The sequence below is a fragment of the Phyllobacterium sp. P5_D12 genome (genome assembly GCF_054049495.1).
The window spans coordinates 1-22,768 of record NZ_JBFUMG010000011.1 but is presented as its reverse complement, the minus strand read 5'-3'; the positions used below and the strand labels follow the sequence as shown (position 1 = coordinate 22,768).

Here is a 22,768-nt window from a genome sequence, read left to right as displayed (position 1 = left end):
GTTGGATACCCGCGCCAGTCCTGCGGCGGCGGTCAAGAATGGCGCTCCAAGACCACAAATTCGTCAAATAGGCAAGAGTGGGCACGAAAACAGCCATAAGGCGTTCTTCCGATTTTTACTCGCGAGTTCAGGCGGCCAGCGCCGTTTCCGCCAATGAGACCCAGTAACTGATGCCATAAGGAATTGCATCATCATTAAAGTCATACGCTGAATTGTGCAGGCTCGCAGTATCGCCATTGCCGATAAAAACAAAGGCGCCCGGCCGTTTCTCCAGCATATAGGAGAAATCCTCGGCACCCATCACGGGCGGCATGTCCGTCGTCACTGCAGCGTTGCCGACAATCGTCTGGGCGACGCTGACCGCGAACTCGGTTTCCCGCTCATGGTTGAACGTTACGGGATAACCTTGATGATAGTTGACTTCTACCTTGCCGCCAAAGACTGCCGCAGTCGATTCAGCGACTTCGGTCAGACGTTGTTGCGCGAACGCTCGAACTTCCGGTGAGAGGGTTCTCACTGTACCGCCAAGCTTGATGACATCCGGAATGACATTAGATGCGTCGCCCCCATTGAGCTGTGTCACGGATATGACCAATGAGTTCAGAGGATCTGTCTCACGGGACACGACCGACTGCAGGGCGAGAATGATATGGGCGGAAATCACCACGGGGTCGATCGCCGATTGAGGCTTTGCCGCGTGACCGCCCCGCCCTGTTACCGTTATCTCGAACTCGTTAGTCGCCGCCATGATCGAACCCTTGCGAGTAGCGAATTGACCAATCGGCAGGCCGGGGGCGTTGTGCATGCCATAAACTTCGCTGATCCTGAAACGCTCCATCAAACCATCGTCGATCATGGCAAGCGCGCCAGCGCCGCCTTCTTCAGCAGGCTGAAAAATGACAGCGATCGTACCTTTGAAGTTGCGGGTTTCGGCAAGATACTGTGCTGCGCCAAGCAGCATTGCGGTGTGGCCATCATGGCCGCACGCGTGCATCTTTCCGGGTATATTGGACGTCCAGGATTTTCCGCTCACTTCGGTTATCGGCAAAGCGTCCATGTCCGCGCGAAACCCGATCACTGGCCCATCGCCATGCCGCCCACGAATAATGCCGACTAGGCCGGTCTTGCCAATGCCGGTCTCGACGCTGTCGCAGCCAAAGTCACGCAGTTTCTCGGCGGCAAACCGCGACGTTTCATGCACGTCATACATGAGCTCGGGATTTTGGTGCAGGTGCCGGCGCCATTCGGCGACGTGCTGCTGCATCTCGTGAGCGCGGTTGATCAACGGCATTTTTGGATTCCCATCGAATGGTTGCAGTATCGGTACGTTCCGAAATCTATTGCGCCGATGATCAGCGCGTCAACGTTTTGGATCAAGACGAGTTCACTGCAATTTATTTGCTTCCGTGATTGCGGCTTGGGTCTGGCTATCATCAAGGCCGGCCATGAATGACTCAAGCTCGGGATCATTCAACCCTGCACGTTTGGCCACGATGTACCATGCAGCAGCCCTGATGAAATCGCCCTCGACCCCAATACCGTCGCGGTAAAGTTTGGCGAGACGCGCTTGCGCTGCGACATTGCCGCCCGTTGCCGCACGCAACATCCAGCCGAACCCAGCTTTATAATTTTTTGCTCCGCCACGGCCCGTAACGAGCCAGCTCCCCAGATCGAGTTGAGCCGTGTCGTATCCCTTCACAGCGGCTTTCGCCAGATACTGCCGCGCCTTGGCGTCATCGCGCGGAATAGTCAGTGTGCCGTTCGCGAGAATTTGGCTCAGTGCATATTCCCCATCGGGAAGACCCTTGTCTGCAGCTTTCTGGAACCAGGGATAAGCGTTTTCGACGCCTGTGGCGCCTGGTCGTTCTTGCAGCAAGATTTGACCAAAATTGAACTCTGCCGGAGCATTTCCGGCGTCGGCCGCGGCTTTCATCAACTCCTTCGCCCTCTTGGGATCCTTTGGAGCATATTTCCCCTGGAGCAGAATTACTGCGTAGCGGAATTGAGCTTCTGGTAATCCCTGGTCGGCGGCTTTGCCATACCAGTCTGYGGATTCCTGCATGTTAATCGGGACACCAAGACCACGGGCCAGAATTTCTGCAAGCAAGACCTGGGCATTTGGATCGCCGGCCTCCGCCCGCGGCAAAGCCAGGTTGTAAGCCGTTTTGTAGAGACCGCGTTGGTAGGCGCCAAAGGCGTCATCTTCTGGACCTTTGCCAAACCGAGTCGGGTTGATCGTATCGAGAGCGGGATCATTGGGTGATTTAGGCTTGGCTTGCTTCGGAGTCGTTTCGGGCGAGGCCGGCATGGCGGGTGCAGGAGTAGTCGTTGGTTCCGCAGGTGTTTGAGCAGTTTGGGCAAGGCCTCCCGCGACAAAAACCGGCATGGCCATCAGTGCGGCCGCAACAGAACAGACGAGCTTTCCYGATCTTGCTCCCATAGAATTATTCCTCAAATTTAGGCGCGTGCTCGTCAAGAAGCCGGTTGGCCTCCCGGACAGCCCCTGCCGGATCTGCTCCATCAAAAACGGCCGAACCAAGAGCGATAAATTCCGCACCTGTTGCTACGGCCTCGGGGATGCTGTCGAGGGTGTTGCCCGCCTGAATGATGCAAGGAATTTCAACCATGGAAGCCCACCAGTCGGCAAGATCGATGTTGCGCGGGTGCGCTTCCGGCTTGTTGTCAGCGCCAATTTTGCCGAACAGAACATAGTCCGGTTGAGCTTCGCCGATTTCCAGTGCGGTGTGTCGATTCTTGATATTGCCCGTCCCGACGATCATTTTGGGCGAAAAGCGCGTCACATTGGCTGCAATGTCAGCTGCCGGACCCTCGATATGCAGACCATCTGCCTTGACCCGGCCAGCGATCTGCGTGTTGCCGACGATGATTGCTGCTACGCCGGCGTTCTGGATGATCGGAACGGCAATTTCAGCGAGGGTCYGGAACAAAGCCTCATTCGCCTCATAGGCGGGCAACAATACCGAAGCAACATCTCCGCCGGAAAGCGCATCGTCAAGCAGCGTGGCAAGTTCATCCCCGCTTGCAGCCGGAGGGGCGATCAAAACGATACGGCAGCGTCGAGGTGTCGGTTCGATGTTCATGGGTTGCGACCTTACAATCGTTCTTCATAGACCGGGCAATCGTGATGGAATTCGGGCATAGAGGATGGCGGATGGTTTGAACAGACCAAAGCTTTCGATTTGCCTTGTTGCAAATTCAACATCTTATGCACCAAATCGGAGCATATTTCCAAAAAAGCATTTTTCAATCGTAATGAGCAGGGTTAAAGGGAGAAGTACTTCCTGCCGGAATCCCCGCCATGCCCGATCTTTTGATGAACCTGTGGTTCTATGCTGCTGCTGTCCCGGCCACGGTTCTGATCGGGCTTTCCAAAGGCGGGCTTGGTGGAGCTATGGGACAGGTCGGTGTCCCGCTCATGGCGCTGGTCATGCCGCCAGTTCAGGCTGCGGCGATCATGCTGCCCATTCTGATCATCATGGATGTTGCAAGCCTTTGGTCGTGGCGCGGCTATCGTGACATGACGACATTGAAACTGATGTTGCCTGGCGGTCTGCTCGGCGTCGGTATTGGCTGGCTCACCGCTTCCATCGTGACGGACGACATGGTGAAGCTGATCGTTGGGCTCGTTGCGATCATTTTCTTTGCGCGTTACGTTTTCGCAACCGCAACGAGGCGCGCGACCGCACAATCCCACAACGGGGTCTCGGCCACGCTTTGGTCGACGATTGCCGGGTTCACGAGTTTTGTCGCCCATGCTGGTGGCCCGCCCTACCAGGTTTATACCCTCCCACTGCGGCAGGATCCGAAGATCTACAATGGCACCAGTGTCATTTTCTTTGCCATTATCAATGCGATCAAGGTCATCCCGTACTTCGCTCTCGGACAATTTGATGCGGCAAATTTGAAAGCTTCCGCTGTGCTCGTACCCCTTGCGCCCCTTGCGACATTCGTCGGCGCCTGGATCGTCAAGCGGATGCGACCGGAGGTATTTTATCCATTCATGTATGCAATGATTTTGCTGATGGGCCTGAAGCTCACCTACGACGGAATTACCAGCTTGTCATATTTTTGAACGAAAGTTGATCGGCGCAACCGCAACTTTTGCCCTATGTCAACATTATCAATCACAGCCTCCCAGGCGAGTCGCTTCCATCGAGGCCGGAAGCGGAATGACCGTGCATGACAGGATATTGGTGAACGCTATGACACAGAATCAGCTCAAACAGCGGGACACCCGTATCGACGTTTTCAGAGCTTTGGCTCTTCTGACGATCTTCATCAATCATATTCCGGGGACGGTCTATGAGAACCTCACTCACAAGAATTTTGGATTTTCCGACTCAGCCGAGGCGTTCGTATTGATCTCCGGTATAGCGGTCGGTCTCGCCTATGGTTCCAAGTTCGAATCGGGCAGTCGTCTTTTGACAACACTCAAGGCTTGGCGGCGGGCTACGACCCTCTACTGCGCCCACATTCTCACGACAATCGCTACGCTGGCGATTTTCTGTGCCGCAGGCATTTACCTGAAACGCCCGGACTTCATGTCTTTCATCAACATAGGTCCGCTGATGGATCAGCCGGCAAAGGCGCTCATCGGCATTGCGACGATGGGCCATCAGATTGGTTACAACAATATCCTGTCAATGTATGGCGTACTGTTGTTGATGCTGCCAATATTCCTGATGATCGCAAGAATCAGCATTTCTGCCATGGTTGTGCTCTCAGGAACGCTGTGGCTGGTTTCTGGCGTGTACCAAATCGCCCCGCCAAACTATCCGACCAATGGTGTGTGGTTTCTCAATCCCCTGTCGTGGCAGTTCCTGTTCGTTATCGGGATAGCAGGAATCATGCATGTGCGCCGAGGCGGCACCATTGGGTTCAACAAGTATTTGTTCGGGCTTTCCGTGGCCTATATCCTGATTGCACTGGTTTGGGTGCGTTGGCCGTTATGGGGTGTCGATACGTCATTGGGCCTGCCGGCGGTTTTAACRGGCTTCGATAAAACTTTCCTGTCATTGACCCGATTGGCCCATGTCCTGGCACTCGCCTATGTGATTGTCTCTGTGCCGGCGATCTCCAATCTGGCCCGTCGCGCCCCAGATCATCCGCTGGCCATTCTAGGCAAACATTCGCTGCCGGTTTTTGTTGCCGGTACGATCCTCGCTATGGTGGCACAGGTCGTCAAAGTCCTGAATCCAGGTGGTTTGCTCGACGATACGCTACTGATCGCGAGCGGGATCATGGCGCAATTTGCCTTGGCCTATTATCTCGAATGGCTGCCGCGCATCGGTTGGGGCGGGCGTCCGGTGCAAAAGCCGGTCAAGCCTCAAATTGCGGTTGCCGGCAAGGTGAGGGATGGGACAATGAAGCCGGCGACGAGAGCAATCGCCTCGCGATAAACTCAACTTTCTTGTTGTTGTTAACCAGTCGTTAAGCATTACAATCTATAAATTGATCATCCAGTTTTCTGGATTCTTACCAAGTGGTTTGGCCACTTTGTTTGACGCCTCCCTGTTAGACTCCTGAGAGCCGCCTCGTTTTTGCGGCTCTTTTTTTATGTTCATATCCAAAGTTTAACCCTGCCGTTAACCCTTTATTAAGGATAAACTTGCGCTCCTGTGAGGATGCAGGCAGGTTGCTGGGGACTACTGCTAGCCGACCGTTGTGATACCTCGCTTGCTGTTCCAGTAAGGGAGCACTGCTTTGGAAAAATCGCGGATCGTGGCAGCGCATTTTAGGTAACAGGGCATATGATGACCGAACAGGAATTCCACGTAGACAACACGATAAGACTTGCAGAGCGCATGGTCCGCTCGGGGAGTTTCAATCATCTCTACGATGAAGGCATGAGCCTTGTGGAAGAAGCCGCTTTCTACCTTGATGGCGAGGGTCGCGAGGAGGCCAAACGCCTGTCGCGCATAGCGGCGACGCTTTATGCGGCCGAATCAATGCGGTTGACGACACGTCTGATGCAGGTGGCATCGTGGCTGCTTTTGCAACGCGCATCGCGTAGCGGTGAAATGACACTAGAACAAGTGCTTTCAGAAAAAGCCAAAGTTCGGCTTGATACGGACTMGGCGCCTGAAACGGTTGTTGGCTGGGATGAAATCCCGCTGTCCTATTGCGATATCGTGCACCGCTCATTGCGCCTGCAGGCGCGCGTTCGCCAAATGGACGATGAAATTTACAATGATGGTGCCGGTACCGAGCAAAAGCGGGTCCTCTCAATCAATCCTGTATCCGATCAGATCAGTTTGTTGGCGACCGCGTTCGGCCATCGCTAACAACGCACAGATTTGTTTCTCTTTTGTTCACCTTTCTGCTGTCAAGATGTGTGACACGTRGATAAGGTTCGAGCATGAAAGAAGCGATTCGTATTATAGGAATTGACCCAGGTCTTCGGCGGACAGGCTGGGGTATCATCGAGACGCTGGGAAATTCACTGCGTTTTGTTGCAGCAGGCACCGTTCTTTCAGACGCCAAACTCGACCTTGCCTCCCGGCTCTGTCAACTACACGATGGACTTGCCGGTGTTATTCACGAGATGGTGCCGCATGAATCGGCCGTCGAACATACCTTCGTCAACAAGGACGCCACAGCGACGCTCAAGCTCGGTCAAGCTCGCGGGATCGCATTGCTGGTACCCGCGCTGGCCGGGCTCCACGTTGCCGAGTATGCACCGAATGCAGTCAAGAAAGCTGTTATCGGTGTCGGGCACGGGGAGAAAAAACAGATTCATATGATGGTGAAAGTGCTGATGCCGAAGGCTATATTCGACACCGACGATGCCGCAGATGCACTGGCAGTTGCCATTTGCCACGCACATCATCGGCAAAGCGCAATCGGGCGTATTGCCATCGAACAGAAGCTGGCGGCACTCGGATGATCGGAAAGCTCAAAGGTACTGTCGACGAAATCGGCGAGGACCATGTGATCGTCGATGTGCACGGCGTATGTTACGTCGCCTTCTGCTCGGCCCGGACGCTTTCCAACATACCCGGGCCAGGCGAGGCGGTTGTCTTGCTCATTGAAACATATGTGCGCGAAGATTTGATACGCCTGTTCGGGTTTGGCACTGCGCTTGAGCGCGAGTGGTTCCGCTTGCTGCAAAGCGTCCAGGGCATTGGTGCCAAGGTTGCGTTGAGCGTTCTCGGAACATTAACACCTTCTGATCTGGCCAATGCCATAGCGCTGCGCGATATCGCCATGGTCAGCCGGGCGCCGGGGGTTGGCAAGCGGGTCGCGGAACGCATCGTAACGGAATTGAAGAACAAGGCGCCAGCCTTTGCTGGTGAGGCGATGGGGACGATCGGCTTGAAGCAGGGGCTGGGCGAGGGTGTCGCTCCGGCTCCAGTTACGGACGCGGTCTCGGCTCTCACCAATCTCGGTTATTCGCGGGATCAGGCCGCCAACGCCATTGCCGCTGCGATGAAGGATGCGGGTGAGGGCGCTGACTCCACAAAGCTCATCCGGCTTGGCCTGAAGGAGCTGTCGCGCTGATGCGGTTGTTTGAACACATGGCTTGTGCGAAGACAGGCAAATGAGCGATGCGAGCCGTCTGATTTCACCGGACAAGCGTGGCGAGGATCTCGACACCTCGCTGCGCCCCCAGACGCTTGCCGATTTTGTTGGMCAGGCGGCGGCACGCGCCAATCTGAAGGTCTTCATTGAAGCAGCAAAGTCGCGTGGTGAAGCACTCGATCATGTTTTGTTCGTCGGGCCGCCTGGACTTGGAAAAACCACCTTGGCGCAAATCATGGCCAAGGAACTAGGCGTCAACTTTCGCTCGACCTCGGGACCGGTTATTGCAAAGGCTGGGGATCTCGCCGCGCTTTTGACCAATCTCGAAGAGAACGATGTTCTCTTTATCGATGAAATCCACCGTCTCAATCCGGCAATCGAAGAGATTCTCTATCCGGCAATGGAAGACTACCAGCTCGATCTGATCATCGGTGAGGGACCTGCGGCTCGTTCGGTAAAAATTGATCTCGCCAAATTTACACTGGTCGCAGCGACAACAAGGCTGGGGCTTTTGACCACGCCATTGCGGGATCGCTTCGGTATCCCTATCCGGCTCAATTTCTATACGGTCGAAGAATTGGAACATATCGTGCGGCGCGGGGCACGGATCATGGGTATTGGCGTCACCGATGACGGAGCGCTGGAAGTCGCTCGCCGTGCACGCGGCACCCCCCGTATCGCCGGACGTCTTTTGCGCCGCGTGCGGGATTTCGCTATTGTCGACGGCAAGGACAAGATCGATCGCGAAACAGCAGATTCTGCGCTGTTGCGCCTCGAAGTCGATTCGCTCGGCCTCGACCAGCTCGACCGGCGTTATCTTGGGATGATAGCGCACAATTTCGGCGGCGGGCCGGTTGGTATCGAAACGATTGCCGCCGGGCTTTCGGAACCTCGTGATGCGATCGAAGACATCATCGAGCCGTATCTGATCCAGCAGGGATTTATCCAGCGTACACCACGCGGGCGGGTTCTGACCGCCAATGCCTGGAAACACCTTGGCCTGAACGCTCCGGCAGATATTATCCAGCAGCAGATCAACCTTTTCCAGGAAGACAGCTGATTACTGGGCCTTTAGCCCGAGACCTTTCAGAATGACTGGATCGAGCACTCGCTGCTTGTCATCGAGTGTAATGCCGAAAGCACCGCCCCATGACCACACTGACCAGGGGAAGCCGCGTTTGTGCGCAGCTTCGGTCATATCTTTCATATAAGAAGCGCGCCAGTCTGACGGCATGCGAAACTTTTTTTGATACTCCCTGCGTATCATGCCGAACTCACCCAGGAAAATGCGCTCGGGGGGGATGTTGTTGTTCTTTCCCCACGCTGCCGCCTTTTCGAATGGTTCATCCAACGCGGCGAGAACTTCTTTATAGGTAGTCACGCCGCCAGCCATTTCATTGAACCCAACGAGCAGTTCCTCCCGGCGCTCCTTGGGGGCTTTGTTCTCGATTGTTTTCCGAATCGCTGCAAGGCGCTCTTCAAATGCTTTTTCGCCCATCAGATCCGGCGGATAGGGCAGGCCTTCGACATAGCTCATGGAATCTCCTGTCCAGTCGGCACCCTGATGCGTCAGGACATAAGGTTCATAGGAATGAAAGGTCCAGATGACATTGTCATCGCCGATGGGAGCGGGATCAACCGTTGCCAGCCCGTAGGCACTCGACCAGCAGCCGCCAGACAAAATCAGTGTATGGTTTGGCGCTGCGCTACGAGCAGCCCTATGCAACTGCAACAACATCGCGGGCCATTTAGGGAAAAGTGTGGGATCGCAGTCGATCACCGGCTCATTGAACGGTTCAAACGCAGTGGTTGCCGCATCCGTTTCGGACAGCGCTCTGCCGAGCCGGCCCACCATTTTCAAGTATCGCGTGAAGAGTGTTTCGTCGGCCAGGATGTGGTTTGTATCGACCTTACGATCGTCGCTTGGAATTGAATGAAAATCGACGATCACCTTCAGTCCTGCCTTGTGCAGCATATCGACTGTTTTGAGTGTCTCCGCGATCAGTTTTTTAACGCGGTTTTCCGACGCGTCCTCCAGGAAGATTGCTGGATCGATTGGCAGACGGACGAAATCAAAGCCCGCTGTCCGAATATGTTCCAGATCGCTGATGGTGGTACCCTGTCGCCATTCGGGGAAATTATCGAGGACAGCCGGTTCGTCCCAGCGATCAGGCTTGGGCCATGTGGTCCAGAGCTCGAGATTGAGACCGCGTTCCATGGTGAAAGTTGTGGCTGACCCAGCCGCAGAACTCGCAACCAAACAGAAGAGACAGAGAAGGACGCGCAACAATGTGAAAATCAATTCTTCGCATCCTATTTCGTGGGGGCTATGGACAAAATGCCTACCAAGCCTGCAAAAAGGAAGGGCCATGGTCGAAAACAATTCTTCATCATTAATAGCCACTGGACTGGCCGGGGAAATTACCGATACCGGCCACCGTTTGCTGGCGCGCGTTTACTACGCTGAGACGGATTTTTCCGGCGTTGTATATCACGCACGTTATCTTGAATTTCTGGAACGGGGCCGCACCGATTACCTGCGCCTTCTTGGCGTTCACCACTCAGAGCTTGTTGACGGGAAACTCGGCGAAAGCATCGTTTGGGTGGTCCGGCGCATGGAAATAGACTTCAAATCTGCGGCAAGGATCGATGATGTGTTGACGATCGAGACGCGAACAGCGGACATATCTGGCGCAAGGGTGCGGATGGCGCAGGCCATAAAACGGGGAGACGATCTCCTTATTTCGGCGATGGTAGAGGCGGCGATGATTAACGGTGCCGGCCGGCCACGACGATTCCCGCCGGAGTGGATCAAACTTTTTCAGCCAGCTTCGAAGAAATAAGCGCGGATAATTGCCCGCTGCCCTCAAAACATAAACTCATCCTTAACCATAACAAATCATGAATAAGACGTGCAGACGACAGGTTTCACGTTAACGCCTTCGTTTTACCAAAATTAACGTAAAGAAGCCGCGTTATGGTTACTGGAAAATTCCGGTTTTAAGCGTGGCTCATCTGGATTGAGACGATTGCGCCCCCGGTCGACACGCCGGGTTTTCGGATTCGAGGATTGTAGATATGGAAAATTTAGCGGTTGCCGTTCAGACATCGGACATGTCCTTGTGGGGGCTGTTCTGGCAGGCTGGATTTGTCGTCAAGCTTGTGATGGTGGGTCTGCTCGGCGCATCGATCTGGACCTGGGCGATCATCATCGACAAGATTCTTGGGTTTGGCCGGGCAAAGCGCGCCTTTGACCGTTTTGAGCAGATATTCTGGTCAGGGCAATCCCTTGAAGAGCTCTACCGCAACCTTGGTGATAAACGCACCACGGGCATGGGTTCAATTTTCATTGCTGCGATGCGGGAATGGAAGAAATCGTTCGAAAAGGGCGCGCGTTCGCCAATCGCGCTGCAAATGCGCATCGACAAGGCGATGGATGTGGCGCTGGCCCGAGAAAGCGACTACCTCGCAGCACGACTGACATTCCTCGCAACCATCGGCTCAGCTGGACCATTTATCGGTCTGTTTGGCACGGTCATTGGTATCATGACCTCATTCATGGGCATTGCTGGTTCCAAGTCCACCAGCCTCGCCGTAGTCGCACCGGGTATCGCCGAGGCACTGCTGGCAACGGCTATCGGCCTGGTCGCCGCCATTCCGGCGGTTATCGCCTATAACAAGCTTTCGAGCGACGCGGGAAAACTGACGGCGCGCATGGAAGGCTTTGCCGACGAGTTCTCCGCCATACTCTCGCGGCAAATCGATGAGAAGCTGCCGCGGGCTTGAGGACGCATTTGAGAAACCGATACGTTAATTGCAGGATTTAATGCCATGGGCATGTCGATAGGTAACAACGGTTCTTCGGGTGGACGACGGCGCCGCGGACGTTCCAGCAAGGGCGTGATGAGCGAGATCAACGTCACGCCTCTCGTTGATGTGATGCTCGTGCTTCTGATCATCTTCATGGTGACAGCGCCTATGATGACGGTCGGCGTTCCAATCGATATGCCGGAAACATCGGCACAGACCTTGAACAGCGAATCTGACCCGATCTACGTCACGATCAATCAGCAGGGGCAGATCTACCTGCAGGAAACCGAGATTCCGCTGGAGGAGATCGTTCCAAAACTTCAGGCAATTGCCAAGACTGGCTATAACGAGCGCATTTTCGTGAAGGGTGACAAATCCGCCGACTACGGCACGATCATGAAGGTCATGGCACAGATATCGGGTTCGGGATTCAAGAATATCGGTCTCGTCAGTCTGCCGGAGGTTAACTGATCAACCATGCGGGCTAGCGTCACATCCTCCGCAATTATCCATGCTGTGGTCATCGGCTGGGGGCTTTTGTCGTTCTCCTCGCCGACGCCCATGGATATGGCGAATTCGGAGTCGATGCCGATCGATATCGTTTCAGATATAAGCCAATTGCAGAAGGGTGATAAAAAGGCGCCCAAGGCCGAGAAGCCGGCGCCTAAACCCACGCAAAAACCCCAGACAGTACCTGACGCTCAAAATGTTGGCGACAGCGAAACGGATGTGGACACAAAGCCCACTCCCGAGACCAAGCCAAAGCCGGTCGAGGCTGCCGAAGCGCCGAAGCCTTCCGAGACGCCTGTCGCTAAACCTGATCCACTGCCGGAACCGAAGCCGGTAGTCCAACCCGAGCCGAAGCCAATCCCAGTACCTGCGACGGAAGTAAAGACTGACCCCGCTCCGAAGGAAGAGGTAAAGCCGGATCCGGTGGCTGAAGCGATCAACGAGGTCAAATCGGACCCCGCACCGAAAGAGGAAGCGAAACCTACGCCGACACCCCCGGTAGACAAGCCTGCTGAGGAAGCGTTCAAGCTGCCCGATACAGTTGCAAAGCCTGAGGCCAAGCCAACCCCGCCGGCGCAGACAGCAAAGACGCCGGATCGCAAGGAGGTTCAGGAAAAGCCAAAGCCTACGCAGACGGCGTCGACGCCTTCGAAGGATAAGGACGGGATCGCTGATCAAGTGGCAGAGCTGTTGAACAAACAGAAGCCGTCAGCCGGAGGCGCCAAGCGATCAAGTGATCAGGCGTCCCTGGGCGCGAACAAGGCTACCGGAGGATCCAAGCTGAGCCAGAGCGAGATGGATGCGTTGCGAGGACTCATCGAAGGAAACTGGAACAAACCGGTTGGCGCCGAGGAGACGCCTGAAATGACGATTGTCGTCAAGTTCAGGCTCACAAAAGACGGCGAAATTGACGGCAGGCCCGAGGTTAGCGGCAGCGGTGGCGACTCCGGGTTATTGGATGCCGTAAAGAGCAGCGCCTTACGGGCGGTGATGAAATCGGCACCGTTTAACCTGCCGCAAGATAAATACGACACCTGGTCGAGCGTTGAACTCACGTTCCATCCCGGTGCTACCTGATGTCGATTATAGGCCAGCCAAAAGAGGGCCCTGAACTAATGCTAAAAATACTCCGGACTTTATGTGCAGCTTTCGCGATGGTCATAGCAACTTTGATCGTGGCGACGCTACCTGCGAAAGCCCAGCTGAAACTCGATATCACCAAGGGTGTTGTCGAGCCTATGCCAATAGCAATTACGGATTTTCTTTCCGGCGATCAATTGGGTACGAATATTTCTAATGTGATTGCTGCAGATCTGGAGCGATCGGGGCTGTTTGCACCTGTCGATAAAGGCGCTTTCATCGAGAAGATCTCGAATCCCGATGCAGCGCCCCGCTTTGAGGATTGGAAGGTGATCAATGCTCAGGCCCTTGTAACGGGTCGTGTTACCAAGCAAGGCGATGGCCGTCTGAAGGCCGAATTCCGCCTTTGGGATACCTTCGCCGGCCAGCAGCTTGACGGCCAACAGTTCTTTACTTCGCCAGAGAGCTGGCGCCGTGTCGCTCATATCATTGCAGATGCAATCTATGAGAAGCTCACCGGCGAGAAGGGCTATTTCGATACACGCGTTGTCTTTGTCGACGAGTCGGGTACCAAGGAAAAGCGTATCAAACGCCTCGCGATCATGGATCAGGATGGTGCCAATGTGCGCTATCTGACCAATGGCAAGGACCTTGTCCTGACGCCGCGGTTTTCGCCAAGCCGTCAGGAAATCACTTACATGTCGTTCGAGGGTGGCAAGCCGCAAATCTACCTCTTGCAACTTGAAACAGGTCAGCGCGAGCTCGTCGGCAACTTCCCTGGTATGACCATTGCGCCGCGCTTTTCGCCAGACGGTCAGAAGGTCGTCATGAGCCTGTTGCAGGAAGATGGGAGCGCGAACGTCTATACGATGGACTTGCGTAGCCGGACCACGACGCGCCTCACGAGTACATCAGCTATCGACACGGGCGCATCCTATTCTCCCGATGGGAGCCAGGTTGTGTTCGAGTCGGATCGCGGCGGCCGTCCTCAGATTTACAAGATGGGTGCCGACGGCTCCAATCCGCAACGCATCTCTTTCGGGGACGGTTCTTACTCGACGCCGGTATGGTCTCCCCGCGGAGATCTGATCGCCTTCACCAAACAATCTGGTGGTGAGTTCTCCATCGGCGTAATGAAGACCGATGGATCGGGAGAGCGAATTCTGACCAGCGGCTATCATGACGAGGGCCCGACCTGGGCTCCGAACGGCCGTGTGCTGATGTTCTTCCGCCTGCCGCCCGGCTCCAACAGCCCCAAGCTGTCGACCGTCGATCTGACTGGTCGAAATCTGCGCCAGATTCAAACGCCAAACCTCGCGTCGGATCCTGCCTGGTCTCCGTTGCTTGAATGATCGGTGGATAAACCAGCAACAACTGACAATCGCGTCCGTGTTTCAAGACATTGCCGCGAATGTCGTCTTTCCGCCTCAATTTGTGCCTCTAGGGTGCAGAACACATTCTGAAATTCGCTGTTAATCCTGGTGTTAAGAGTGGATTAACCCTGTTTCTGAACCGGGCCTTAACCTCGATATGGTTACTGCTTGTTCACCGAAACAATTCAATTCTTAAGGAGTCCAGGCTATGCGCCGCTTCGAAATGATCGCCCGCAGTCCAGTTTTCGTTGCACTCTTCCTGTCTCTCGCCATTGCGGGTTGTGCTTCGAAGAAAAACATGCCCAACAGTGCCGGTGATCTCGGTCTTGCTGGCAGCGCAAAACCTGGTTCTACTCAAGATTTCACAGTCAATGTTGGCGATCGTATCTTCTTCGACGTTGACTCTTCCGTCATTCGTGCCGATGCGCAGCAGACTTTGGCGAAGCAGGCACAGTGGCTCCAGCGCTATCCAAACTATGCGATCACGGTCGAAGGCCATGCGGACGAGCGCGGCACGCGTGAATATAATCTGGCTCTTGGCCAACGGCGTGCGGCAGCGACGCGCAACTACCTTGCATCTCAGGGTGTAYCCGCAGCGCGCATCAAGACACTTTCCTACGGTAATGAGCGTCCGGTCGCCGTTTGCGACAGCGAATCGTGCTGGTCGCAGAATCGTCGCGCCATCACAGTTCTTGGCGGCGCTGGCAGCTAGGAGCCCGCGGATTCTATCAGGGAAAGCGGCTTTCGGGCCGCTTTTTTTGTTTGGTCTCCGGTCAAAACAAAATTTGGCCGAAGTCACGTTGCTCGTGTTAGATAAGCTGCCGCAAATCCCAGCGGTGTTTCTATTTCCCACATCAGGGCGGTAAAAGGAATGAATAAACGACTGAAGAGAATGGTGCTGGCAATGACGGTGCTGCCATTTCTGGCGACCGGCGTGGGCCATGCTTCAAGCGTTGAGGATGGTTTCCCCTCGCTAACGCCAAAGGCAACCATTATGACGAACGATGCGCCCGTGCTGATGGCGCAGGCAGGCGACCCACGTGTCAGCCAGCTGGAGGAGCAGATCAGGCAGCTTACCGGCAAGATCGAGGAACTGAACTTCCAGATTCTGCAAATGCAGGAACAAATGCGGAAGGTACAGGAGGACAATGAATTCCGGTTCCAGGAACTGGAAAAGGGCAAGCGCTCAGATGCTGGGGGCAAAAGCGACCGCAGCGTTGCCTCTGTAACGCCCTCGCGGAAAACCGGGGAGGCGTCAACCGATGCCTCCACCAACTCAACGGCGCCCACAATAAACTCGTTGCCTGATACCACTGATTCCGCTGCTATTGACCCACAAACCGATGCTTCCGGCTCACCACAGCTTGGCGAGCCGCCACGTCCGCTTGGACAAATCGAGTTTGATGCCAATGGCAACGTAATTGGTGGTTCCAGAAATGATACCGCGGCTGGTCAGTCTTCAGATAACACCACTGTAGCAGCGCTGCCGGACACCGACGATCCAAAGGTGCTGTATAGCCAAGCCTATCAGTTGTTCCTGTCTGGAGACTACAAAAGCGCTGAAGCGGCGTTTCGCAGCCACGTGGATCGTTTCCCGAAAGATCCGGCGGATCCTGATGCGCGATATTGGCTCGGTGAATCGCTTTACAGCCAAGGGCATTTCCAGGAGGCCGCGTCAGTCTTCCTCGATAATCACAAGCAATTTCCTGACGCCAAGAAAAGCCCCGAAAATCTTCTGAAGCTTGGCATGACTCTGGCAAAAATGCAGGACCATGAGGTTGCCTGTGCGACGTTTGCCTCAGTCAATTCCCGCTATCCAAATATTTCTGCAGCGATCAAAGAGCGCGTGAAGAATGAACGTGCCGCCAACAAATGCTAACCAAGATATTGATCCTGCCAGCGTTTTCGATGCGATCGATTTCAAGGAGCTGAGATCTGTCATAGTTGCTGTGTCGGGTGGAAGTGACTCCTTGGCCTTGTTGTATCTTCTGATCAGCTATCGCGCGGCACAAAGCACCTTTCCAAAAATCATTGCCGTTACGATTGACCATGGGCTTCGACCTGAATCTGCTGATGAAGCGCATTTTGTCGCAGGACTCTGCAAAACAGCAGGAATTGAACACCGGATCTTGAACTGGGACGGACCCAAACCGGATACGGGCCTGTCCGCCAAGGCGCGCGATGTCCGCTATGAACTCCTGTGTCGCGCAGCGCGCGATGCAGGTACTGACATGATTCTTACTGGTCATACGCTTGATGATCAGATCGAGACCTTTGTCATGCGCTCAGCACGAACGGGTGAAGGAGGGAGCGAACGGGGATTGGCCGGCATGGCATTGGCAACCTTACTTGATCGCGAGGTTTGGCTCGTGCGACCTTTGCTCGATGTCTCGCGAGAAAAGTTGCGCGACTATCTCCGCGCCAGAAGGATTGTCTGGCGCGACGACCCTTCCAATGACAATCCAAAATACGAGCGCGTTCGAATTCGCAATACGCTGCGGCTTGTGGAGCCCCGGGAAATGGTCTGCGAGATCGTTGAAAAAGCAAGCAAAAGACGCGCGCTGAACGATAAGGTTGCGGAGTTTCTACCGGATTGTGCGACTATTTACCATGGAATCCTTGCTGAGGTCAGCCGCGCAGACTTGGTTTTGCAAGAGCAAAGCGTCCGACAACTTGTCGTGGCCATACTAATGGCAGCGATGGGCGGGCAATCATATCTGCCGCCGGTCGAAAATTGCGAGAGAGCTCTCGAGCACATTTGTTCGCAACGGTTGTCGGGGCGTATCACAATGAACCGTTGCGTTATTCAACTCTGCAAGAACAAAGCTGTCATCTATCGTGAAATGCGCTCTTTGCCGGACATCGCTATTGAACCAGACGGGATTGCCATCTGGGATGGTCGCTACCGGATCGACAATCATACCAACAGATTAATCAGGATCAGCGCGACCGGTGTGTTGGGGCTGAAGTTCCTGGGTGATACCCACCCAGCCAATTTTCACCGACCATCGATTTTGTCGAGCCCTACTGTGTTTGTCGATGGCAACATTTTCGACGTTCCGGCTTTCGGCAATCACGTGAAATTGGCTGAAGGAATTTCTTTGACGCGGCACCTTGCCCTGTTCGACCATATTCTTTCGGGCTATGATGAAATCCTTGCTCAATCCGTTGCAAAAACCTTTCAACTACAGGGGTACAAGCGTTCTCCTGTAAACCAGATTAATAAGAATTGACGTGAGTTTGAACGCCAGCCTTGGCAAGGACATGCTTCGAACCTATGTTACATATAAATTCCGCGTCCTTGCGGTTATGTTTTGATGGGACCCGATATGAATCCTAACTACAGGAACTTCGCACTGTGGGCGATTATCGCCTTGCTTCTAATTGCGTTGTTCAACCTTTTCCAAAGTCCAAGCTCTCGTTCGGCGTCGAGCGATGTACCTTATTCGCAGTTCATCAACGACGTGAACAGCGGCCRAGTAAAATCGGTGACGATCGCGGGCAACCGTATCACGGGTACCTATTCCGACAATGGCGCAAGTTTCCAAACCTATTCACCCGGGGATGCTGGTCTTGTAGGCCGCCTCGAAAGCAAGAGTGTTCAGATTGCTGCACGGCCTGAATCCGATGGTTCGACATCGCTCGTTGGCATGCTGATTTCCTGGCTGCCGATGATTCTCATTCTCGGTGTATGGATATTCTTCATGCGGCAGATGCAAGGGGGGTCACGCGGCGCCATGGGCTTTGGCAAGTCCAAAGCCAAGCTTCTGACAGAGGCACATGGACGTGTGACGTTCCAGGACGTCGCCGGCGTCGATGAAGCCAAGGAAGATCTTGAGGAAATCGTCGAGTTCCTGCGCGACGCGCAGAAATTCCAGCGGCTCGGCGGACGTATTCCACGCGGAGTGCTGTTGGTTGGCCCTCCCGGTACCGGTAAGACGCTGCTCGCGCGTGCTATCGCTGGCGAAGCAAATGTGCCTTTTTTCACCATCTCCGGTTCGGACTTCGTCGAAATGTTCGTAGGCGTAGGCGCATCGCGTGTTCGTGACATGTTCGAACAGGCGAAGAAGAATGCGCCATGCATCATCTTCATCGATGAAATCGACGCGGTTGGCCGTCATCGTGGCGCCGGCCTTGGCGGTGGCAATGACGAACGCGAACAGACCCTCAACCAGTTGCTGGTGGAGATGGATGGGTTTGAAGCCAACGAGGGCGTTATCCTCATTGCTGCAACCAACCGGCCTGACGTGCTTGATCCTGCGCTACTGCGTCCGGGCCGCTTCGACCGTCAGGTCGTCGTACCAAACCCGGATGTTACGGGTCGCGAAAAAATCCTAAAGGTGCATGCACGCAATGTGCCGCTGGCACCGAATGTCGATCTGAAGGTTCTGGCTCGTGGTACCCCGGGTTTCTCGGGCGCCGATCTTATGAATCTTGTCAACGAGGCTGCGTTAATGGCGGCGCGCCGAAACAAGCGCCTTGTCACCATGCTCGAGTTCGAGGACGCCAAAGACAAGATCATGATGGGTGCAGAGCGTCGCTCGACCGCCATGACCCAGGCGGAAAAGGAGCTGACTGCCTATCATGAAGCGGGCCACGCCATTGTCGCGCTCAATGTCGAGGTGGCCGACCCGTTGCACAAGGCGACCATCATCCCGCGCGGCCGTGCTCTCGGCATGGTTATGCAATTGCCTGAAGGTGATCGCTACTCGATGAGCTACAAGTGGATGGTTTCCCGGCTTGCCATCATGATGGGTGGCCGTATTGCCGAGGAGCTGAAGTTCGGTAAGGAAAACATCACATCAGGTGCTTCCTCCGATATCGAGCAGGCAACCAAGCTTGCGCGCGCCATGGTTACGCGTTGGGGCTTCTCGGACAAGCTTGGCCAAGTTGCCTATGGCGAGAACCAGGAGGAAGTCTTCCTCGGGCACTCCGTTGCACGCACACAGAATGTTTCGGAAGAGACGGCACAATTGATCGATGCAGAAGTGCGCAAACTGATCGACGATGCCTATACCCATGCCCGCACAATCCTGACCAAGAAGAAGAAGGAATGGATCGCCATCGCAGAAGGGCTGCTTGAATACGAGACGCTTACTGGCGAAGAGATCAAGGCGTTGATGGCTGGCAAAAAGCCTGCTCGTGATCTCGGCGATGACACACCGCCGTCACGAGGCTCGGCTGTCCCGAAGGCGGGTGCCAAGAAACCGCGCAAGGGCGATGAACCGGACAAGGGTTTAGAGCCTCAGCCACAGTCCTGAATGGGGTATCCAACTTATACAAACGGCCGGTGAAAACCGGCCGTTTGTACGAATTGTTCATTCATTTGCGTCAAGTATAATCCCCACACAAATTGTGAGATGCGAAATCGATGGTCTTCTGCAATAAGCGGAGATCGAGCACGAGCAAACGAGGGCTACTCTTGGCCATACGATAGAGCCAGAGTCCCCAAGCGTTGGATAATAAAAATGGTTCGCAAATATTTTGGGACAGATGGTATTCGCGGGCAGGCAAACGCCTATCCGATGACGCCCGATATCGCAATGAAGGTTGGTATGGCTGTAGGCCTTGCGTTCAAGCGCGGCCAACATCGCAACCGCGTCGTGATCGGAAAGGACACACGGCTTTCCGGCTATATGATCGAGACGGCTCTTGTGGCCGGGTTTACCTCGACAGGCATGGATGTATTTCTTCTCGGCCCGATTCCGACGCCGGCTGTCGCCATGCTCTGCAGGTCGTTGCGCGCCGACATTGGCGTGATGATTTCAGCGTCGCACAATCCTTACCATGATAATGGCATCAAGCTGTTTGGCCCGGATGGCTTCAAACTCTCCGATGAGATCGAGCTCGAAATTGAGCGATTGATGGAAGAGAATTTGACAGATCGGCTGTCTAGTTTCGATGCGCTTGGCCGGGCGAAGCGTGTTGACGGCGATATCTATCGCTATATCGAATTCRCCAAGCGGACGATGCCAAAGAACATCTCGCTGGCCGGGTTGCGGATTGTTGTCGATTGCGCCAACGGAGCGGCATACAAGGTTGCACCCGCAGCATTGTGGGAGCTCGGCGCCGACGTCGTTACGATCAATAACGAGCCCAATGGTACGAACATCAACGAGGATTGCGGCTCAACTCATCCGTTAGGCCTGATTAAGAAGGTGCATGAAGTCAGAGCCGATATCGGCATCGCGCTTGATGGCGACGCCGACCGCGTGCTGATAGTGGACGAGAACGGCGCCATCATCGACGGCGACCAGCTCATGGCTGTCATCGCCCAATCCTGGCAAGAGTCAAACCGCCTGGTCGGTGGCGGCGTGGTTGCGACAATCATGTCCAATCTCGGCTTTGAGCGCTTCTTGGTCGATCGTGGTTTGACGCTGGCACGCACGCAGGTAGGTGATCGATATGTAGTCGAGCATATGCGCAGCCATGGTTTCAATATTGGCGGCGAGCAGTCCGGCCATATCGTGCTGTCGGATTTTTCTACAACCGGCGATGGCCTGGTATCGGCCTTACAGATTCTTGCGGTGGTTCAGGAACAGAACAGGCCGGTGAGCGAAGTTTGCCGCAAGTTTGATCCCGTGCCGCAGTTGTTGAAAAACGTTCGTACGACTGGCACGAAGCCGCTGGAGAACAAGAAGGTAAAGAGCGCCATCGATGAGGCTCGCGATCGTCTGGGTAAGGCCGGTCGTCTCGTAATCCGGCCATCTGGAACTGAACCCCTGATACGCGTTATGGCAGAAGGCGACGACCGTAAACTTGTAGAGACCGTCGTCAACGACATCATTTCGGTAATTTCTTCGGCCGCCTAGAACAATACTATTACATATAAATACAAAATGGGTCCGCTGGGCCCATTTTGTATTTATACAGCAAGCAGTGTTGTTTCCAATTTATTAACGTTAATGGATATGGTGAAGAAACACGGTTAAGCGAGATTTAACTTTTCCCCCTCATATTGGTTTCTAACACCTTAGTAGCATTCGCTGCACTTCAATCATTGGGCTTCGTGAGGGAAACGAAAATGAGCACTTTCACCAAACATGCTGCTATGAGCGCAGCACTTCTGTGCCTGGGTGCTGTCCCGGCATATTCGGCCGACATACAGGATCCGCAGGTAGTGGAAGTCCAGCAGTTTGGCGGATGGTATTTGCGCGGCGACATCGGTATGAGCAACCAGCAATTCGACGGCCTGGATTATGTAGGCTTCGCGGATCCCGCCGTTCACGGCTGGCACGATGAGGGAGATTTTGACGCCGGCATAACCGGCCAGATAGGTGTTGGATATCAGTTTAACGATTGGTTTCGCGCAGATGTCACGGGCCAGTATCGTGGTAAGACCGAATTTAGCGCCTYGGACTTTTATGACACGGATGGCATTCCGGACAATGGCGATGAGGCAACGAACGAATACCACGCGAAGAAGTCAGAATGGTTGTTTTTGGCCAACGCCTATACTGATCTTGGCACTTACGCCGGCCTCACGCCTTACGTCGGTGCAGGTATTGGTGCATCGCGAAATACAATATCGAATTTTACCGATAACAACGCAATTACAGGCGGCGGCGGGTTTGCAGGTTCGGACTCCCAGTGGGAATTTGCATGGGCGCTGCACGCCGGTGTAGGCATCAAGGCGACCGACCGCATGACAATCGATCTCGGTTACAGCTACCTGGATCTTGGAGACGGACAGACAGCTAATGCATCCAACTTCATCCCCTCGCAAACGCGGCCCAACCCGGAACCGTTCAAATTCAAGGACATTACGTCGCATGACTTCAAGGTTGGTGTGCGCTACGCATTCTGATTGATTTTCCGATGGAAATTCGAGCGGCAGGAGATTTCTCCTGCCGTCGTCGTTTTGTGTTTTCTTCAATCCCTATCCTTGCTCCGCACAATTTTGATGTCGCGCACAAACATATTTCTTGACTGCCAACGACATTTCTCCTAGTTCCCGGAGTGGGCCACCTCTCCCCAACGAGAGGCGAGCTATCTGTAAGGATAGGAGAAAACATGACGACGCTATCAAAGCCGGCGCAGCGCCCGGCTAATCCTAATTTTTCATCAGGTCCCTGTGCAAAACGTCCCGGATGGTCGCTCGACGCGCTTTCCGGCGCGCCGCTTGGTCGCTCCCATCGCGCCAAGGTCGGCAAGACCAAGCTGAAACAGGCGATCGATCTCACTCGCGAAATTCTAGAGGTTCCCGCCGATTATCGCATCGGTATCGTGCCGGCTTCCGATACTGGCGCTGTCGAAATGGCACTCTGGTCGCTGCTCGGCGAGCGCGGCGTCGATATGGTCGCGTGGGAGAGCTTCGGCTCCGGCTGGGTAACGGATGTTATCAAGCAGCTTAAACTTGGTGACGCCCGCACCATCGAAGCAGGCTACGGCGAATTACCTGACCTTTCCGAAGTCGATTTCGACCGTGACGTGGTCTTCACATGGAACGGCAC

At 54.6% G+C, this 22,768-nt stretch carries 21 protein-coding genes and 1 pseudogene; 18 read left to right on the top strand and 4 right to left on the bottom strand.

All coding sequences use genetic code 11. The features are described from left to right. Window positions 1–127: 127 nt before the first annotated feature. The 3 genes from ACXJ5O_RS01940 to ACXJ5O_RS01930 all read right to left on the bottom strand — a co-directional run bounded on the left by ACXJ5O_RS01940 (window position 128) and on the right by ACXJ5O_RS01930 (window position 3,101). A complete protein-coding gene (locus ACXJ5O_RS01940; protein WP_457298402.1) occupies window positions 128–1,291 on the bottom strand; it encodes a M20 aminoacylase family protein in 1,164 nt (387 codons plus the stop codon). Between the two features lie 93 nt (window positions 1,292–1,384). Beyond that, a complete protein-coding gene (locus ACXJ5O_RS01935; protein ID WP_457298401.1) occupies window positions 1,385–2,440 on the bottom strand; it encodes a tetratricopeptide repeat protein in 1,056 nt (351 codons plus the stop codon). A 4-nt stretch (window positions 2,441–2,444) separates the two neighbouring features. Continuing rightward, on the bottom strand, window positions 2,445–3,101 hold the full coding sequence (locus tag ACXJ5O_RS01930; protein WP_457298400.1) for a thiamine phosphate synthase: 657 nt from the start codon (window positions 3,099–3,101) through the stop codon (window positions 2,445–2,447). A gap of 218 nt (window positions 3,102–3,319) precedes the next feature. Here ACXJ5O_RS01930 and ACXJ5O_RS01925 point away from each other — a divergent pair, with 218 nt between their 5' ends. The 6 genes from ACXJ5O_RS01925 (at window position 3,320) to ruvB (ending at window position 8,602) form a co-directional block, all read left to right on the top strand. Further along, window positions 3,320–4,093: a sulfite exporter TauE/SafE family protein gene (locus ACXJ5O_RS01925; protein WP_457298399.1), complete on the top strand. Its 774-nt coding sequence runs from the start codon at window positions 3,320–3,322 to the stop codon at window positions 4,091–4,093. Window positions 4,094–4,223: 130 nt separating this feature from the next. Next, window positions 4,224–5,420, top strand: coding sequence for an OpgC family protein (locus ACXJ5O_RS01920; RefSeq protein WP_457298398.1), 1,197 nt, complete (start codon window positions 4,224–4,226; stop codon window positions 5,418–5,420). 351 nt (window positions 5,421–5,771) lie between these two features. Next, a complete protein-coding gene (gene rcdA, locus ACXJ5O_RS01915) occupies window positions 5,772–6,305 on the top strand; it encodes a protease adaptor protein RcdA (protein WP_457298397.1) in 534 nt (177 codons plus the stop codon). 74 nt (window positions 6,306–6,379) lie between these two features. After that, window positions 6,380–6,907: a crossover junction endodeoxyribonuclease RuvC gene (ruvC, locus tag ACXJ5O_RS01910; RefSeq protein WP_262295309.1), complete on the top strand. Its 528-nt coding sequence runs from the start codon at window positions 6,380–6,382 to the stop codon at window positions 6,905–6,907. Continuing rightward, entirely contained in the window at window positions 6,904–7,521 is a 618-nt protein-coding gene (ruvA, locus tag ACXJ5O_RS01905) for a Holliday junction branch migration protein RuvA (protein ID WP_457298396.1), read from the top strand. Before ruvC ends, ruvA begins: the two co-directional genes overlap by 4 nt. 40 nt (window positions 7,522–7,561) lie before the next feature. After that, window positions 7,562–8,602 carry a Holliday junction branch migration DNA helicase RuvB gene (gene ruvB / locus ACXJ5O_RS01900; protein WP_457298395.1) on the top strand — a complete coding sequence of 347 codons (1,041 nt, stop codon included), beginning with the start codon at window positions 7,562–7,564 and terminating at the stop codon, window positions 8,600–8,602. Here ruvB and ACXJ5O_RS01895 read toward each other — a convergent pair whose 3' ends face one another. Beyond that, complete coding sequence (locus tag ACXJ5O_RS01895; RefSeq protein ID WP_457298394.1) at window positions 8,603–9,844, bottom strand: glycoside hydrolase family 5 protein; 1,242 nt, start codon at window positions 9,842–9,844, stop codon at window positions 8,603–8,605. Between the two features lie 67 nt (window positions 9,845–9,911). Here ACXJ5O_RS01895 and ybgC point away from each other — a divergent pair, with 67 nt between their 5' ends. The 12 genes and pseudogenes from ybgC to ACXJ5O_RS01835 all read left to right on the top strand — a co-directional run. Continuing rightward, a complete protein-coding gene (ybgC, locus tag ACXJ5O_RS01890; RefSeq protein ID WP_457298393.1) occupies window positions 9,912–10,385 on the top strand; it encodes a tol-pal system-associated acyl-CoA thioesterase in 474 nt (157 codons plus the stop codon). Between the two features lie 235 nt (window positions 10,386–10,620). Beyond that, the gene (gene tolQ / locus ACXJ5O_RS01885) at window positions 10,621–11,328 is read left to right on the top strand and encodes a protein TolQ (protein WP_106719136.1); all 708 of its coding nucleotides are present in this window, start codon (window positions 10,621–10,623) and stop codon (window positions 11,326–11,328) included. Window positions 11,329–11,373: 45 nt separating this feature from the next. Next, entirely contained in the window at window positions 11,374–11,823 is a 450-nt protein-coding gene (gene tolR, locus ACXJ5O_RS01880; protein WP_112523739.1) for a protein TolR, read from the top strand. Between the two features lie 6 nt (window positions 11,824–11,829). Further along, entirely contained in the window at window positions 11,830–12,939 is a 1,110-nt protein-coding gene (locus tag ACXJ5O_RS01875) for a hypothetical protein (protein WP_457298392.1), read from the top strand. 38 nt (window positions 12,940–12,977) lie between these two features. After that, on the top strand, window positions 12,978–14,294 hold the full coding sequence (gene tolB / locus ACXJ5O_RS01870; RefSeq protein WP_112524188.1) for a Tol-Pal system beta propeller repeat protein TolB: 1,317 nt from the start codon (window positions 12,978–12,980) through the stop codon (window positions 14,292–14,294). A gap of 229 nt (window positions 14,295–14,523) precedes the next feature. Continuing rightward, entirely contained in the window at window positions 14,524–15,027 is a 504-nt protein-coding gene (gene pal / locus ACXJ5O_RS01865) for a peptidoglycan-associated lipoprotein Pal (protein WP_457298391.1), read from the top strand. 306 nt (window positions 15,028–15,333) lie between these two features. Then, complete coding sequence (ybgF, locus tag ACXJ5O_RS01860; RefSeq protein WP_457298408.1) at window positions 15,334–16,194, top strand: tol-pal system protein YbgF; 861 nt, start codon at window positions 15,334–15,336, stop codon at window positions 16,192–16,194. Next, on the top strand, window positions 16,169–17,548 hold the full coding sequence (gene tilS, locus ACXJ5O_RS01855) for a tRNA lysidine(34) synthetase TilS (protein WP_457298390.1): 1,380 nt from the start codon (window positions 16,169–16,171) through the stop codon (window positions 17,546–17,548). Before ybgF ends, tilS begins: the two co-directional genes overlap by 26 nt. A 96-nt stretch (window positions 17,549–17,644) precedes the next feature. Further along, window positions 17,645–19,576 (top strand): ATP-dependent zinc metalloprotease FtsH, encoded by a 1,932-nt coding sequence (ftsH, locus tag ACXJ5O_RS01850; RefSeq protein WP_457298389.1) that lies wholly within the window; start codon window positions 17,645–17,647, stop codon window positions 19,574–19,576. Window positions 19,577–19,783: 207 nt separating this feature from the next. After that, complete coding sequence (glmM, locus tag ACXJ5O_RS01845) at window positions 19,784–21,127, top strand: phosphoglucosamine mutase (protein WP_457298388.1); 1,344 nt, start codon at window positions 19,784–19,786, stop codon at window positions 21,125–21,127. 212 nt (window positions 21,128–21,339) lie between these two features. Next, entirely contained in the window at window positions 21,340–22,122 is a 783-nt protein-coding gene (locus ACXJ5O_RS01840) for an outer membrane protein (RefSeq protein WP_457298387.1), read from the top strand. Window positions 22,123–22,328: 206 nt separating this feature from the next. Next, window positions 22,329–22,768 (top strand): annotated as a pseudogene (locus ACXJ5O_RS01835) (phosphoserine transaminase); the annotation flags it as partial.

Excerpts from the sequence above, each read along its gene's own strand:
- ruvC (WP_262295309.1), top strand. The coding sequence starts at position 6,380 with ATGAAAGAAGCGATTCGTATTATAGGAATTGACCCAGGTCTTCGGCGG.
- tolR (WP_112523739.1), top strand. The coding sequence starts at position 11,374 with ATGGGCATGTCGATAGGTAACAACGGTTCTTCGGGTGGACGACGGCGC.
- ACXJ5O_RS01925 (WP_457298399.1), top strand. The coding sequence starts at position 3,320 with ATGCCCGATCTTTTGATGAACCTGTGGTTCTATGCTGCTGCTGTCCCG.
- tolB (WP_112524188.1), top strand. The coding sequence starts at position 12,978 with ATGCTAAAAATACTCCGGACTTTATGTGCAGCTTTCGCGATGGTCATA.
- ybgC (WP_457298393.1), top strand. The coding sequence starts at position 9,912 with ATGGTCGAAAACAATTCTTCATCATTAATAGCCACTGGACTGGCCGGG.
- ACXJ5O_RS01940 (WP_457298402.1), bottom strand. The coding sequence starts at position 1,291 with ATGCCGTTGATCAACCGCGCTCACGAGATGCAGCAGCACGTCGCCGAA.
- tilS (WP_457298390.1), top strand. The coding sequence starts at position 16,169 with ATGAACGTGCCGCCAACAAATGCTAACCAAGATATTGATCCTGCCAGC.
- ACXJ5O_RS01875 (WP_457298392.1), top strand. The coding sequence starts at position 11,830 with ATGCGGGCTAGCGTCACATCCTCCGCAATTATCCATGCTGTGGTCATC.
- ybgF (WP_457298408.1), top strand. The coding sequence starts at position 15,334 with ATGGCGCAGGCAGGCGACCCACGTGTCAGCCAGCTGGAGGAGCAGATC.
- tolQ (WP_106719136.1), top strand. The coding sequence starts at position 10,621 with ATGGAAAATTTAGCGGTTGCCGTTCAGACATCGGACATGTCCTTGTGG.
- ruvA (WP_457298396.1), top strand. The coding sequence starts at position 6,904 with ATGATCGGAAAGCTCAAAGGTACTGTCGACGAAATCGGCGAGGACCAT.